General features: G+C 73.6%; 12 protein-coding genes. 7 read left to right on the top strand and 5 right to left on the bottom strand.

Annotated features, from left to right (window positions below; genetic code table 11):
* Positions 1-20: 20 nt before the first annotated feature.
* The 4 genes from MF672_RS23600 (at position 21) to MF672_RS23585 (ending at position 4,752) form a co-directional block, all read left to right on the top strand.
* The gene (locus MF672_RS23600; RefSeq protein WP_242371293.1) at positions 21-1,577 is read left to right on the top strand and encodes a phospholipase D family protein; all 1,557 of its coding nucleotides are present in this window, start codon (positions 21-23) and stop codon (positions 1,575-1,577) included.
* 21 nt (positions 1,578-1,598) lie between these two features.
* A complete protein-coding gene (locus tag MF672_RS23595) occupies positions 1,599-2,345 on the top strand; it encodes an SDR family NAD(P)-dependent oxidoreductase (protein ID WP_242371295.1) in 747 nt (248 codons plus the stop codon).
* A gap of 97 nt (positions 2,346-2,442) precedes the next feature.
* On the top strand, positions 2,443-3,309 hold the full coding sequence (locus MF672_RS23590; RefSeq protein ID WP_242371296.1) for a hypothetical protein: 867 nt from the start codon (positions 2,443-2,445) through the stop codon (positions 3,307-3,309).
* A 174-nt stretch (positions 3,310-3,483) separates the two neighbouring features.
* A complete protein-coding gene (locus MF672_RS23585) occupies positions 3,484-4,752 on the top strand; it encodes a hypothetical protein (RefSeq protein ID WP_242371298.1) in 1,269 nt (422 codons plus the stop codon).
* Positions 4,753-4,764: 12 nt separating this feature from the next.
* On the opposite strand, the gene MF672_RS23580 is transcribed toward MF672_RS23585, so the two are convergent.
* Positions 4,765-5,337 carry an RNA polymerase sigma factor gene (locus MF672_RS23580; RefSeq protein ID WP_242371300.1) on the bottom strand — a complete coding sequence of 191 codons (573 nt, stop codon included), beginning with the start codon at positions 5,335-5,337 and terminating at the stop codon, positions 4,765-4,767.
* A gap of 188 nt (positions 5,338-5,525) precedes the next feature.
* Here MF672_RS23580 and MF672_RS23575 point away from each other — a divergent pair, with 188 nt between their 5' ends.
* Genes MF672_RS23575 through MF672_RS23565 form a run of 3 tightly spaced genes read left to right on the top strand, consistent with a single transcriptional unit; the run spans position 5,526 to position 10,775 of the window.
* Complete coding sequence (locus MF672_RS23575) at positions 5,526-6,236, top strand: Crp/Fnr family transcriptional regulator (protein ID WP_242371301.1); 711 nt, start codon at positions 5,526-5,528, stop codon at positions 6,234-6,236.
* A gap of 28 nt (positions 6,237-6,264) precedes the next feature.
* Positions 6,265-7,575: an oxygenase MpaB family protein gene (locus MF672_RS23570; protein ID WP_242371303.1), complete on the top strand. Its 1,311-nt coding sequence runs from the start codon at positions 6,265-6,267 to the stop codon at positions 7,573-7,575.
* Positions 7,572-10,775: an ATP-binding protein gene (locus tag MF672_RS23565; RefSeq protein WP_242371305.1), complete on the top strand. Its 3,204-nt coding sequence runs from the start codon at positions 7,572-7,574 to the stop codon at positions 10,773-10,775. The genes MF672_RS23570 and MF672_RS23565 overlap by 4 nt, the downstream gene beginning before the upstream one ends.
* Positions 10,776-10,795: 20 nt before the next feature.
* On the opposite strand, the gene MF672_RS23560 is transcribed toward MF672_RS23565, so the two are convergent.
* From MF672_RS23560 to MF672_RS23545, 4 genes are all read right to left on the bottom strand, one after another.
* Complete coding sequence (locus MF672_RS23560) at positions 10,796-11,215, bottom strand: hypothetical protein (protein WP_242371307.1); 420 nt, start codon at positions 11,213-11,215, stop codon at positions 10,796-10,798.
* Positions 11,216-11,317: 102 nt separating this feature from the next.
* Positions 11,318-13,282: a beta-galactosidase gene (locus MF672_RS23555; RefSeq protein WP_242371309.1), complete on the bottom strand. Its 1,965-nt coding sequence runs from the start codon at positions 13,280-13,282 to the stop codon at positions 11,318-11,320.
* A gap of 17 nt (positions 13,283-13,299) precedes the next feature.
* Positions 13,300-14,142, bottom strand: a complete 843-nt coding sequence (locus tag MF672_RS23550) for a carbohydrate ABC transporter permease (RefSeq protein ID WP_242371311.1) — start codon at positions 14,140-14,142, stop codon at positions 13,300-13,302.
* The gene (locus MF672_RS23545; protein WP_242371313.1) at positions 14,139-15,104 is read right to left on the bottom strand and encodes a carbohydrate ABC transporter permease; all 966 of its coding nucleotides are present in this window, start codon (positions 15,102-15,104) and stop codon (positions 14,139-14,141) included. Before MF672_RS23545 ends, MF672_RS23550 begins: the two co-directional genes overlap by 4 nt.
* Between the last annotated feature and the right edge of the window lies 1 nt (position 15,105).

Here is a 15,105-nt window from a genome sequence, read left to right as displayed (position 1 = left end):
CACGGGGTACCCGCAACCGAATGCGGATCGAGGACTGGTTCCTCACCGAGGAGGAACGAAACAACCGCTCGACCAAGCTGCATCCCTGGTCGACCGGCAACGACGTGCGTCCGCTCATCCACGGCGCGAGCTACTTCGCCGAGCTGCGCTCCTGCCTGGAGCAGCTCGGCGAGGACGACCTGCTGCTGTTCGCCGACTGGCGCGGCGACCCCGACGAACGCCTGACCCCCGACGGGCCCACCGTGGGCGAGGCCGTCGCGGCCGCCGCCCGGCGCGGCGCGATCGTCCGCGGCCTCATCTGGCGCTCCCACCTGGACCTGCTGCGGTTCAGCGCGGCCGAGAACCGGCACCTCGGCGAGGAGATCGAGGGATCGGGCGGCCAGGCGCTGCTGGACACGCGGACCAAGCCCGGCGGCGCCCACCACCAGAAGTTCGTCATCCTGCGGCACGACCGGGACGCCTCCCGCGACGTCGCCTTCGTCGGCGGCATCGACCTGTGCCACAGCCGCCGCGACGACGCCGAGCACCTGGGCGACCCGCAGAGCTGTCCCATGCCCGACGTGTACGGCCCCCGCCCGCCCTGGCACGACGTGCAGGTCGCCATCCACGGCCCGGCCGTCGCCGAGGTCGAGGCGGTCTTCTGCGAGCGCTGGGAGGACCCCGCCCCCGAGACCCGCGACCCGCTGCGCCGGCTGCGCGACCACTTCACCAAGCTGGACGACGCCCCGCCGCTGCCCAAGCCGGGGCCGCCCCCGCCGGTCGCCGGCCGGCACACCGTGCAGCTGCTGCGGACGTACCCGGCCAGGCGCGGCGGCTACCCGTTCGCGCCGCACGGCGAGCGCAGCATCGCCCGCGCCTACCGCAAGGTGCTGGCCCGCGCCCGCTCGATCGTCTACCTGGAGGACCAGTACCTGTGGTCCACCGAGGTCATCGAGCCGTTCGCCGAGGCGCTGGAGCGCGAGCCGGGCCTGCGCATGATCGTCGTCGTGCCGCGCCACCCCGACCAGGACGGCTGGCTGGCCGGCCCGGCGAGCCTCATCGGCCGCGCCGACGCGCTCACCCGGCTGCGCGCCGCGGGCGGCGACCGGGTCGGCATCTACGACCTGGAGAACCACCAGGGCACCCCGGTCTACGTGCACGCCAAGGTGTGCGTGGTGGACGACGTGTGGGCCTCGATCGGCTCCGACAACGTCAACCTGCGCTCCTGGACGTACGACTCCGAGCTGAGCTGCGCGGTGCTGGACGAGCAGGAGGACCCGCGCCCGCCGCACGGCGCGCTGCGCTTCGCCCGCGACCTGCGGCTGACCCTCATGGCCGAGCACCTGGACCTGCCCGACGGCGAGCGGGACGAGCTGTGCGACCCGGCGGCCGCGTTCGAGGCGTTCGAGCGGTCGGCGTCCCGGCTGGAGGAGTGGCACCGGGGCGGCCGCGCGGGGCCCAGGCCGGCCGGGCGGCTGCGCCCGCACCCGGCGCCCACCCTGTCGCGGCTGCAGAAGGTGATGGCCATGCCCCTCTACCGCTTCGCGGTCGATCCCGACGGGCGGCCGCCCGCCCTCCGGCGCACGGGCCGGTTCTGACCCCCTGCTAGGGTGCGGCGGGTGAGCAGCGGACGCGGAGTACTCGTCACCGGCGCCTCGCGCGGGATCGGCCGGGCCGTCGCGGCGGCCTTCGCCGGGCAGGGCGACCGGGTCGCCGTCCACCACCGCGCGTCCGAGCGGGAGGCCCGCGAGCTGCTGGGCGGGCTGCCGGGGGAGGGGCACGCCGTGGTCCGCGCCGACCTGGCCGACCCCGGCGAGGTGCGGCGCATGGTGGACGAGGCGGCCGCGGCGCTCGGCCGCATCGACGTGCTCGTCAACAACGCCGGGGTGTTCCTGCACCACCCGGTGACCGGCACGACCTACGAGGAGTGGCAGGACGCCTGGCGGCGGACCCTCGGCGTCAACCTGCTCGGTGCGGCCAACGTCACCTGGTGCGCGGTCCGGCACATGCCGGCGGGCGGCCGCGTCGTCAACGTCACCTCGCGCGGGGCCTACCGCGGCGAGCCCGACGCGCCGGCGTACGGGGCCAGCAAGGCGGGGCTCAACGCGCTCGGGCAGTCGCTGGCCGTCGCGCTGGCGCCGCACGGCATCGCGGTGGCCTCCGTCGCGCCGGGGTTCGTGGAGACCGACATGACCAACGAGCACCTGAAGGCGCCCAGGGGCGACGCCATCCGGGCGCAGAGCCCGTTCGGGCGGGTGGCGCGGGCCGAGGAGGTCGCGGCCGCGGTCGTCTACCTCGCCTCGCCCGCGGCGGAGTGGGCCAGCGGCGCGGTGCTCGACCTGAACGGGGCCTCCTACTTGCGCTGATGCCGGGCGGGGTCGCGGTTGTGCCGCGTTTTGTCGTGAGTGGCGGTTATTGTGGGCACTCGGGACACTGCGGGAACTCGCTCCGGAGGGGAACGGCGTGGCCAGAGGATGGGGTTGGGCGCTGGCGTCGCTCGTCGCGTCCGTCGGGGTCCTGCTGACCGGCATCACGCTCTACGTCTGGATCGGCCCGGCGGCCGCGGTCGTCGCGGTGCTGCTGGCGCCGATCGTCCTGTGCGGCTTCGTCGTCGCGCACGACGTGTCCCGCCGGCGCCGCGCCGTCGGCGAGGAGGAGGCGGTCCGCCTGGACCGGGAGCGCGACCACGTGCGCCGCACCATCGACCTCGTCATGGACCCCGAGCTGACCGGCGAGCAGCGCGCGGCCGTGCTCGACTGCCACATCCCCCGGCTCGGCCGCGACCCCCGCACCTCGCCGCTGCGCGAGCGGTTCGTGGCCGTCTCCGAGCTGTCGCCCGAGGGCCGCGCCCTGCTGGAGCGCGCCCGCCGCGCCGTCGCGGTCGTCTCGCGCTCGGAGGCGCTGCGCCGCCGCCTGCTGGACGTCGTGGCCAACGAGGTGCTGCTGCCCGCCCAGATCTGGGAGATCGCCCGCCTCCTGCGCGCCCAGCTCGACCTGCAGCGCGAGCAGGACCGCGCGCGCAGCGGCCTGGTCACCGAGGAGCTGCGGGCCGTGCTCGACCCGCAGCAGGAGGCGCTCGACCGCTCCTTCGCCGCCGTCACGGCCCGCGTCGAGGGCCTGGAGCGCTACGCCCGCCGCGTCCAGGAGGCCGACGCCGCGCTGCGCGCCCGCGAGGCGCTGGACAACAACCACAAGTACCGCGCCCTGCTGGCCCAGACCGACGACACCGAGGGCATGGCGGCGCTCGCCGCGCACGGCGACGCGCTGGAGGAGACCCTGGCCCGCAGCGTCCGCGAGGCCATCGAGGCAGGCCAGACCCTGGCCGTCTGAGCCGCCCTGCCCGGCTCCGCTGATCGTCCTGCAAGCCCTTCGCAAGCGCCCCTGCCTACGCTCGGCATCCCGGCGGCCACGGGGAGGCAAAGCTGGCCGCCGGGGCGTATCTGACGCCCTCGGGGACGCTCTGGACTCCGTGAGGCGAGGGACCAGCGAACGGGAGACACCTCCATGTCCGACACCCGGATGACCGCGGACGACGTGCTCCGCATCGCCGCTTACAAGGACCGGACCCCGGCACTGGAGGCGATGGTGATCTCCTACGCCTACCACCGGGTGGCGGGCGACCTGGCCGGGCATCTCGGCCAGGAGTGCAACAACTGGTACTGCTACGCCACCTGGACCTCCAAAGCGGTGGGCGAGAGCCTGGACCTCACGCCCGACTCGCCGTTCATCGAGGACTTCGAGCGCCGCTTCCGGGTGCCGCGCCGGCTGCGCCGGGTCTTCCGCGCCGCGCTGCTCACCCTGCTCGGCCCCAGCTACCAGCTCGGCCTGGCGCTGGCCAACCGGGCGATCTTCCTGGAGACCGCCAGCCTCGCCGTCAACCTCTGGAACGACACCCCCGACCGCTTCCTCAAGGTCAGCCCCGAGTCCGACCTGACGCCGACGCCGCCGGAGTTCCTGACGAACCTGCTGGAGCAGGCCGACCCGCGCTACCTGCGCGACGCCGCCCAGCTCCTCATGGAGGCGAGGGAGGCGACGGACCCGGAGGTGCGGGCCGAGCTGATGCTGGGCGCCAACATCGCGCTGTCGGCCTACGAGCAGAAACGCGCGCAGAAGGCGCTGGAGCTGGTGCTCTACCGGCCGGTGCGGTGGCTGACCCGGGTGTCGTGGCGCTCGCTGCGCTCGCTGGCGACCCGCCGCCCGTTCCCCCGCTTCCGCCTGTACGCCGCCCGCCACGAGGACCAGCCCTGGCTGACCCGCAGGCTGGAGGCGCTGTGGGCGGCGCTCTACACCCGCCACCTGTTCTACGTCCGCACGCCGCTCAGCGACATCAAGGTGGGCCGCCCGCTGGCCACGCCCGACGGCGTCGACCTCGGCACGTCGTGGGCGCCGATCCGCGACGAGCGGGTGCGCAAGCTGGCCGAGGAGTTCATCACCGACGACCACGAGGCGTCCACGGCCGGGGTGCGCGACTGGGTGTCCTACCCCGACCGCATGCGCTTCATCGTCAGCTACTTCCGCGTCTACCAGACGGTCGGCGCCCTGTACCGGGTGCCGTTCGCCGAGAAGGTCGCCGAGGGCCTGGCCGGGGAGATGGCGCGCGGCCTGGTGCCCGAGGCGGTCGGCGAGCTGTTCGACCGCGACCCGGGCCTGCCGGCGATCCGGCGCAAGCTCTACCGCTACCCCGCCGAGACCGACCCGGACGTCTACGAGATGACGCACTTCGACTTCGAGCCGTTCCTGGAGGCGGTCCCCCTCGACCGCACCTCCAGGTGAGGCCGTCATGCGTCAGTCGAGGAAGTCCCTGGTGATCTCGCGGGCCTGCAGCAGGCCGCGCAGCTTCGCGAAACAGCGGGCCCGGGTGGGCCCGATGCTCCCGACCGGTCTGCCCAGCCTGCGCGCAACGTCCACGTAGTGCGGCTCGGAGGTTTCCGTGAGCGCCCGAAACAGCACCTTCTGCGCGTCCGGCAGCCCCTCGACCAGCTCGTCGAGGGTGCCGGCGAGCCAGATCCTGGCCAGCTCCCTGTCGACGTCGTCGGTGCTGCCCAGCGTGTCGAGGTCGGGGGTGCAGATCTCCCGCGTCCTCTTGGTCAGCTTGAGGCACTCGCGGAAGGCGATGGTCGCCAGCCAGCCGGCCATGCGCTGGCCGTCGGCGACGCTCTTGAGATTCTGCCAGGCCAGCAGCCAGGTGGTCTGCAGCACGTCCTGGGCGTCCTCGTGGCCGAGCCGGAAGCGGCGGATGCGCGCCTTCAGCATCGGGGTGAACTCCTCGACCAGCCGCTCCCACGCACCGGCGTCGCCCTCCTGGGCGGCCGCCACGAGAGCGCCCGTGTCGGGGCGGTCGATCGTCTCCACCTGCATGTCTCTCTCCCTGCCGGTCCGGCTACTTGGGGGGCCACTTCCGGCCGGCCCTCCAACGGTCCGCCGGAAGATCCGCGGAGGCTGTGGCGAGCGTGACAGGCTGAGTGTGTTCTGCGTCACATTCGGAATGTGCAAGAGATCGCTTACCGGTTACTGCCGGGCCGCCGTTTGCGGCCTAGAGTTCTTTCATGAACGGGTTCAGCGGGCTCCCGCAGGACGGTCAGCAGATCGCCGGCGTGCTGGCGGAGATCCCGTTGTTCCGCGTGCTCGGGGAGAACGGCATCCAGAGCGCGGCGCGGGCGGGCCTGGCCCGCCGCTACCGGTCCGGGCAGATCATCTTCCACCAGGGGGACCCGGGAGAGTCCCTCTACGCGGTGCTGGACGGCCTGGTCAAGGTCGTCTTCACCACCGAGCACGGCGACGAGATCGTGCTCAACATGCTGAGCAGGGGCGACACCTTCGGCGAGATGGCGCTGCTGGACGGCTCGCCGCGGTCGGCGTCGATCGTCACGGTGCGCCCGTCGTGGGTGTTCGGGCTGCCGCGGGCCCGGCTGCTGGAGCTGATGCGCGAGCATCCGGCGCTGGCCGACGAGTTCCTGCGCATGCTCGGCCACATGGTGCGCAGGCTCACCGGGCAGGCGGCCGACCTGGCCTTCCTCGACCTCGGCGGGCGCCTGGCCAAGCTCCTGCTGGAGCTGGCCGGCAAGCACGGCACGGCCGACGCCGTGGTGGACCTGCCCGGCCTGACGCAGTCGGACCTCGCCGCGCTGATCGGCGCGACCCGGCCGGCCGTCAACCGGGCCCTCCAGTCGCTCGTGTCACGGGGGCTCATCGCCATCGAGGGCCGCACGATCACGCTGCTGGACGTCGCCGCGCTGCGCAAGCGGGGCGGCCTCTGATCCGATTCGCAACACGGGGAGCACGGGGATGAACAACCGACGTGAGGATGCTCACGACCGCTGGCCGGACAGCAGGTTCCGGCACCTGAGGCAGTCGGCCGATCCCGAGGTGGACGAGGTGGTCGCCCGCTACCTGAAGGAGCGCGACGACGGCCTCGGCCCGCTGGAGCTGGTCAAGGCCGTGGTGAAGGAGCTGGGGGAGGCGAAGAAGGAGGCCAGGCAGCCCTCGGGGCAGCCGCCCGCCTCCGAGATCTTCGCCGCGCTCGACTTCGCCGCCAACCTGCCCGAATGGGGGTGCGACGCCCGGCTGCTGGCCAAGGGCCAGGCGGTCTTCGCCGACTACGGGCTCTACCAGGCCGCCGCGCTGTTCTGCAAGTGCCTGCCCATGGCCTACGTCGAGGTCTCCAGCGCCCGGGTGCTGGCCGGGGTCTCGCAGCTCGCCACGCACAGCCTCACCCGCCGCGTCGCCGAGACCGGCCAGATGCTGGTGGACGTCATGGGGCTGAAGGCCGCCGACAGCCTGCTGCCCGGCGGGCCCGGCAACACCACCGCCCTCGGGCTGCGCATCCTGCACTCGTTCGTGCGCGCGCTGGTCGAGGAGCGCTACGGCGACCACTGGGACGTCGAGCGGTTCGGGCCGCCCGTCAACCAGGAGCTCCTGCTGGCCACCCTGTTCGACTTCACGGTGGTCACGTGGGAGGCGCTGGAGACCATGGGCGTGACGCTCACCGACGAGCAGCGCGCCGCCCACCTCTACACCTGGAGCGTGTTCGGCCACCTCATGGGGGTGGAGGCGTGCCGCGACCGGCCGCTCACCCTCGACGACGTCGTCCCGGTCAGCGAGCGCATGGGCCGCCTGTACGAGTCCAGCCCCGAGGGCCGCCTGCTCATGCGCATGCTGCTGACCGAGATGGAGGAGTTCATGCACCTCGGCTGGCGCAAGCTGCCGCGCAGCCTGGTGCACTGGGTCTTCCGCGACGCCCGCTATGGCGCCGACCGGGTGCCCGAGCTGCTGGAGGTGCCGCCGCCCGCGTGGTGGTTCAGCGCCCTGTTCGCGCTGGCCAGGGCCGCCAACCAGCGGCCGTGGCTGGGCCGGCCGGTCGACGGCGCGGTGCGCTGGCTGGTGCGCCGGGTGGGCCGCCACCTGGTGGTCGCCCTGGTCGACCGCTACTCCGACGCCCAGGCCCCCTTCCGCATCCCGCCGGAGCTGGCCGGCGCCTGGCGCATCAAGCAGTCGAAGGCCGCGGTGAAATCGCGTGAGATCCGGCGCGGCGTCCGCAAGAATGTGCGCAGGACGGTACGAGCGCCCGCCAAGGGGCGAAAGGGGCTTCGCGCGTGAGCGTTCCGCACGAGCCGGGCACCCTCACCACGGCGACGATCCTGTTCACCGACGTGGTGAGCTCCACCGCGCTGCGCATCAGGCTGGGCGAGGAGCGCGCCAACGAGGTCTTCCGCCGCCTCTACCAGCTCCTCCGCTCGGTGGTGCAGGCCAGCGGCTCCACCTTCACCAAGAGCCTCGGCGACGGCCTCATGGCGGTCTTCGAGTCGGCCACCGCCGGGCTCGACGCGATCATCGCGGTCGAGCAGGCGGTGGCCGACGAGAACGAGCGCGCGATGGAGAAGATCTCCATCAAGGCCGCGCTGGCCGCCGGCGACGTGTGCTGGGGCCGCGACGACGTCTCCGGGCTGCCCACGGTGGAGGCGGCCCGGCTGGTCGCCATCGCCGAGGGCGGCCAGGTGCTCTGCACCGACCTGGTGCGCCGCCTGGCCCAGGGCCGCAGCCGGCACGAGTTCAAGGACCTCGGCCGGCTGCCCGGCAAGGGCCTGCGCGAGCCGATGCACACCTACGAGCTGCACTGGCAGAACGCCGACCACCACCAGAGCGGCGCGCTGCCGACCTGGCTGGGCGGCGGGCACGAGCTGTCGTTCGTGGGCCGCGGCGAGGAGCTGCGGGCCCTCGACGCCGACCTCGACGCCGCCGAGTTCGGCAGCGGCCTGGTGATCCTGCAGGGCGAGCCGGGGGTGGGCAAGACCCGGCTGGCGTCCATGGTGGCCAGGCAGGCGCTCAAACGGCAGTTCACCGTGCTGGCGGGGCGGTGCACCGACCCGGCGCGGCAGGCGTACGAGCCGATCGCCGGCGCGGTCGAGCGGCTGGCCCGCACCTCGCCCGCGCTGCTGCTGCGGGCCGGCGTCGACCAGCAGTGCGGGCAGCTCGTACGGCTGGCGCCGTCGCTGGCCGCGCCGCCGCTGTCGCTGGAGGTGCCGCCCGCCACCGAGCCGGTCTCCGAGCGCTACCACCTCATGGCCGCCGCGCGCACGCTCGTCGAGCGGCTGGCCACCGTGCGGCCGGTGCTGCTGGTCGTCGACGACCTGCAGTGGGCGACGCTGGAGTCGCTGCAGATGCTCAACGCCCTCATGTACGACGCCGACGCGATGCCGCTGCTCATCCTGGCCACGGCCCGGCCGGCCCCGGTCGAGGGCGCCATGCCCGAGCTGCACAAGCTGACCGCCGACGGCCGCGTGGTGCAGGTCGCCCCGTTCGGCCTGGAGGAGGTCTCCCACGTGCTGGCCGAGGTGCGCCCCGGCGCCGACGCCGAGCAGCTCCACCGCGTCACCGGCGGCAACGCCTTCCTCATCAGCGAGATGGCCAGAGAGCTGACCGCCGGCAAGGACCTCGACGAGCTGGGCGTCCCCGACTCCGTCACCCGCATGGTGCTGGCCCGCCTGGCGCAGCTCCACGCCGACGCCCGCGACCTGGTCAGCATGCTGGCCGTCGGCGAGCGCATGGAGTCGGCCGAGCTGCGCGCCGCCCTCGGCCTGGACGAGGCCGCCTTCGTCGCCGCCGTGGAGGAGGCGCTGGGCGCCGGCCTGGTCGCGATGTCGGCCCGCGGCACGTGCAGCTTCTCCCACGAGCTGACCAGGAACGCCCTGTACGCCACGCTGTCGCCGCTGCGCGCCGGGCTGCTGCACGGCCGGGTCGCCGACGCGCTGTGCCGGGCCGACCCGGCGGCCATGGAGTCGCGGCCGTACGTGGTGGCCAGGCACCTGGTGGCCGCCGCCGAGCACGGCCGCGACCCGGCCCGGGTGGGCGCGGCGGCCGAGGCGGCGGTCCTGGCCGCCCGGCACGCCCTGGCCGGCCTGGCCCACCAGGAGGCCGTCACCTGGTACCAGCGGGTGCTCGACCTGCTCGACGGCACGCCCGGCACGGCCCCCGAGCGGCGCGCCGAGCTGCTCGTCGAGTGCGGCCGGGCCATGTGGGTGGCCGGCCACCCGGAGGCCAGGGCCACCCTCGGCCAGGCCGCCGACCTGGCGCTGGAGTGCGGGCGCGGCGACCTCGTCGTCACCGCGGCGCTCGGCGGCGTCGCCTTCTCCGGCATCAACGCCGCCCTCGACCCGCAGCGCATCGCGCTGCTGGAGGAGGCCCGCCGGCAGGTCGACTCCACCGACGTCAGCACCCGCGCGCTGCTGGCCGCCAACCTGGCCGCCGAGCTGATCTGGGCCCCCGACGGCGAGCGGCGTTTCGCGCTCAGCGACGAGGCGGTGGCGCTGGCCCGCAAGTCGGGCGACCCGCGCACGCTCGCGCTCGTGCTGTGCCTGCGCAGCCTCACCATCATCCCGGCCGACCCGCTGCACCAGCGCCACCGCGACGGCGACGAGATGCTGGAGGCGGCCCGCCGCACCGGCGACGACCTCGCGCTGTTCCACGCCTACGTGCAGCGCACCCCGCCGGTGCTCGACAGCGGCGACGCCGCCCGCGCCGCCACCCTGCTCGACCAGGCCGACGAGCTGGCCCACCGGCTGGCGCAGCCCCACCTGCACTGGCTGGTCGGCTACTCCCGCGCCGGGCTCACCCTCATGCAGGGCGACCTGGCCCAGGCCGAGGCCGAGGCCGAGGCGGCGCTGCGGCTCGGCACCCAGATCGGCCGCCGCCTGGAGGCCGTCGCCATCTACGCCGAGCAGATCGCCGAGATCCGGCGGCTCCAGGGCCGGCTGTGGGAGCTGCGCGACCGGTTGCGCCGCGCCGGGCAGGCGCCCCGCGCGGACCCCGTGCACGCGGTGCTGCGCTACCTGTGCGAGCTGGCCGACGAGGAGGCCGGCCCGCTGCTGGAGCGCATCCTGGCCGACCGCGGGGCGACCCCGCCGCGCAACATGGCCCACCGCACCGCCCTCGACAACCTGGCCGTGGCCGCCTGCCGCCTCGACCGCCCCGACCTGGCCGGGCAGCTCTACGACGCGCTGTCCGGCGAGGGCGAGACGTTCGGGCACGCCACCGTTGCCCACCACTGCGGCCACCACTACCTCGCCCACCTGTCCGTGACCATGGGCGACCCGCGGCGCGCGGCCGAGCACTTCGAGGCCGCCGCCGAGGTGCACGAGCGGCGCGAGGTGCCGCTCATGCTCGCCGAGTCGCTGCTCGACTGGGCCGACCTGCTGGACGGCGGCGAGGTGAGCGGCCCCAAACCGGCCGACCTGCGCGGGTGGTGCTCCTCCCTGCTGGCCGGCCGGGGCGCGCTGCTGCTCGACCGCCGCCTGCGCTGACCTCTGGGCTGACCTCCGGGTCACTCCTTCACCAGGATCTTGCTGAGCACCACGAAGCCGCCGAGCGCCCCCGCGGTGCCGGCGGCGGTCGTGGTGGTGAGGTTGACCACGAGGTCATAGGTGCCGGGGGCGAGCTGGCCGCGCATCGGGATCGAGGCGGTATATCGCCCCGACCCCGGCGTGAACGTCAGCACCACAGGGGGCGAGGGATGCCGGGTCTCACCGCCGCCCAATAAGTCAGCGATGATCTCCAGCTGCCACCGGCCCTGCAACCAGTCGATGAGCTCGCCGGTGACCTCCCAGCTCACGTCCACTGTCCAGCCCTCGCCGCGTTTGACGACGTTGGTGGGCTGCGCGCCCGGATCGACAACCTGGCCGTGAAGGGTGCCGGCCAGCTGCTCGGCCGGTACTTTCATCACTTGGAACTCTCCGGTTGCCATCTGCTCTCCTTCCGGGGCGAGGACCAGGTCCCCCGTCGGAGGAGCAGAGGGACGACACCGGCGTCCAGATACGCATCCTTTCTGACGGCTATGCCGCGGTTGTCAGACGCCGCCGATCATGACGAGGTCGCCGGGACCGGCCGTGACGACCGACTCGCCGTTCAGCGTGACCCGGGCGGCCACCGCCGAGCCGAGGTAGCCGTTGACGCCCTTGACCACCAGGTCGCCGAGCGCGCCGCCGGTCAGCCGGAGCACCGCCGCGCCGCCGTCGGCGGCGATCAGCTCGGCCTCCCCGTACGGCGTCCGCACCCCGACCGGGCCCCGGTTGCCGGTGCGGACCAGCACGGTCAGGTAGTGCACGTCCCGCTCGGGGTGGCTGCGCAGGTAGGCGTCGGCGTCGCCGTACAGGACCGGTCCGGGCCCGAGGTCCGGGGGAGGGGCGGGGGCGAGCAGCGCGCACGGCTCGCCGTGCTCGTCGGCCTGAGGGGCGAGCCCGTCGAGCACGACCCGGCCGCCCGCGGCCGCGTAGGCGGCCAGCAGCCGCTGCACGCGGGCGTGCATGAACGGCCCGCCCGGCACGGTCACCGACGCGAAGGCGGCGAGGTCCGCGGCGCTCGCCCGCTCCAGGTCGAGCAGGGCGTAGTCGTGGCCGGCCGCGCGCATCCGCTCGTGGAAGGCCAGCAGCGGCCTTCCGCAGCCCGGCCCGTCCGGCCCGGCCAGCGCGCCGATCCCCGCGTACGGCAGGTACAGCCCGAAGGCGTGCTCCGTCGCGGGCGCGCACTCCAGGAACTCGGCGCCGTGCCGGGCGAAGAAGCCGGCCAGCGCCCGCACCACCGGCGCCTTGCCGGTCGGCGTCCCGTCAGGGCCGATGGGCGGGCAGTCCGGATAGGGGCCCGCGTGCGCCGCGTCGAGGTCGGGCGACCAGCCGGAGGTGGCGACGCCGGTGTAGACGTTGACGCCGGTCGCGCCCGCCGCGAGGGCCAGCAGCGACTGGTGGAAGCTGGTCGCGGCGTCGGCGTAGGCCGGGTCGTACAGGCGGGAGAAGCCCCAGTTCTCCTCCAGGTTCGGGCCGGGGGCCCGCTTGGCCGCGATCACGTAGCGGGCGTGCGCGTGCGGGTCGGCCGAGACCACGCCCATCCAGTTGGTGAAGCCGTAGGAGATCTCGCCCCACAGCTCGGGCCGGACGCGGGCCAGCCAGTCGTCCAGCTCGGCGACGGTCGGCGGGTTGAGGTTGACCAGCACCGGCAGGGCCGAGCCGACGGCCTGCGTCCAGACGCGGTAGACCTCGGCCAGGTACTCGGCGTGGCAGCGCCCCCAGTCGGCCAGGGCGCGCGGCGCGCCGGGGCCGCCCCTGGGCGGCTCGACCTGCGACCAGTCGCGCCAGGCGGCGCCGTGGGCGCGGTTGCACGCGTCCAGGTCGCCGTACCAGGCGCGCAGCCGGTCGCGGAAGAAGGCCAGGCCGGACGGGCTGTAGTCGTAGGCGGTCAGCGGCAGCGCGCCGCTGGTGTAGACGCCCTCGTTGGCGATCTGCAGCGCGAGCACCGGATGCTCGCCGGTCAGCACCTCCTTGCCCACGGCCGACAGCCACTGGCCGGCCCGGTCCAGGAACGCCGGCCCGAGCGGCGACGGCAGCACCTTGGCGGGGCCGCCCGAGCCGTCGGCCCAGCGGGCGGGCTCGCCGCGGGCGTCCAGCAGCGGCTCGAACGACGGGTCGTGCTCCGGGCACACCCAGTCGGGCAGGCCGCCGTAGTTGACCTCGGCGTGGATGAACGGACCCGGCTTGGCGACCACGCCGAGGCCCAGCTCGCGGCAGAGCGCGAGGAAGCCGAGCACGTCCCTGGAGGGGTGGGTGGCGCCGGTGAAGTCGGGCGCCGCGCCGGGATCGGGCTGGTGGTGCCGCCAGGGCAGGTAGCAGGTGACCACCTCGATGCCCAGCTCGTCCCGCACGGCCCGCAGCCGGTCCGCCCACACCTCCGGATCGTCGCGGTAGTAGGGGTAGTCGGCGGTGACGAGCACCCGCGGCACGCCGTCGACGACGGCGACCCCGTCGCGGACCTCGATGACCACGTCCACATCCTTTCCGGTCAGCCTTTGAGGCCGGTGAAGGCGATGCCCTGGAGGATGCGGCGCTGGAAGACCAGCAGCACCCCGATCACCGGCAGCACGGCGAGCGTGGCGCCCGCCATGATGTAGTACGCGCGCCCGCCGTCCGGGCTGGCCACGAGCTGCTGCAGCGCCAGCGGCAGCGTGTACAGCTCGGGGTCGTTGGTGACCACCAGCGGCCACACCAGGTCGTTCCAGTGGAACAGGAAGCTGGTGATCGTCACCACGGCCAGCACCGGCTTCGACAGCGGCAGCACGATCCGCCAGAAGATCTGCATGCGGCCCGCGCCGTCGATGAGCGCGGCCTCCTCCAGCTCGCCGGGGAGGGACAGGAAGAACTGCCGCAGCAGGAAGATGTCCAGCACCGAGGCGACGTTCGGCACGATCAGGCCCCACCCGGAGTCGAACATGCCGAGCGCTTGCGTGACGTGGATGCGCGGCACCAGCAGCGTGATGGCCGGCACCATCATCCCGCCCAGCATGATGACGAACAGCTTGTCGCGGCCGGGGAACGGGATCCGCGCGAACGCGTACGCCGCCAGCGCGTCCACCAGCAGCTTGGCCGGCACCAGGATCGCGCACACCCACACGCTGTTGACGAAGGCGCGGCCGAGCCCGCCGACGCCGAGCACGTAGTCGTAGTTGCCGAGCGTGGCCGCCCACTCGCCGGTCTTCTTGTCCACCGGCAGCAGGTTCGGCACCTTGGTGTAGATGTCCTGGCCGTGCTTGACCGAGGTGGCCAGCATCCACAGGAACGGCACCACCGACACGGCCGCCAGCAGCACCAGCGCCACGTAGATCGACGCCTTGGCGGCCCTTCTCACGACGCCTCCTGCTTGACGAAGCGGAACTGCAGCGCCGTCACGATCACGATGAAGACGAGCAGGATGAACGACATGGCGCACGCCGCGCCCATCGCGTCGTAGCGGAAGGCGAACAGGTACAGGTGCAGCACGTACGTCAGCCCCGACTGCTCGGGCCCGCCGGTGACGCTGCGCCCGTTCCCCGAGAAGATCACGTACACCAGCCCGAACACCTGCAGCGCCGCGATCACCCCGGTGACCAGCAGGTAGAACGTGGTCGGCCGGAGCATGGGGAAGGTGACCCGCCAGAACCGCTGCCACGGCCCGGCCCCGTCGATGATCGCCGCCTCCTGGATCGTGCCCGGGATGCCCTTGAGCCCCGCCAGGTAGATGATCATGGAGATGCCGCACTGCCAGGCCGCGATGAACGCCAGCGCCGGGATGACCAGCTCGGGGGTGTTGAGCCAGTTCTGCCCCGGGATGCCGACCAGGCCGAGCACCGAGTTGATCAGGCCGTACTGCGGGTCGTACAGCCAGCGCCAGATCGCGCCGACGGCCGCCTCGGCGGTGACCACAGGCAGGAACAGCAGCAGCCGGAACAGGTTCGCGCCGCGCCGGATCGCGTTCAGCAGCAGCGCCTGCACCAGCGCCGTCACCAGCGTCATGGGCACGGCCAGCAGCGTGTACTGCAGCGTGACCTGCACCGAGCGCCAGAAGTGCGGGTACTTGACGTCGTCGAAGAGCAGGTCGGCGTAGTTGGCCAGGCCGACCCAGCCGGCGTCGCTGCGCAGGTTCCAGTCGGTGAAGCTGTAGTAGAGCGCCGACAGCGCCGGGTAGAGCAGGAAGACCAGGAAGTAGACCAGGGCCGGCGTCACCAGGAGCCAGCCGACCAGGTGGTCGCGGCGGCGGGGCGGGCGGCGGCGGGCCCGCCTCCCGGATCCCGCCGCCACCTCCGCTCGCTGCGACAGGGCGGGAGCGGCCACG

Origin of the sequence: Actinomadura luzonensis (genome assembly GCF_022664455.2) — a bacterium.
GTDB lineage: Bacteria > Actinomycetota > Actinomycetes > Streptosporangiales > Streptosporangiaceae > Nonomuraea > Nonomuraea luzonensis.
Note: the sequence above shows the minus strand (reverse complement) of the source record. Positions and strands in the feature narration are given on the sequence as shown.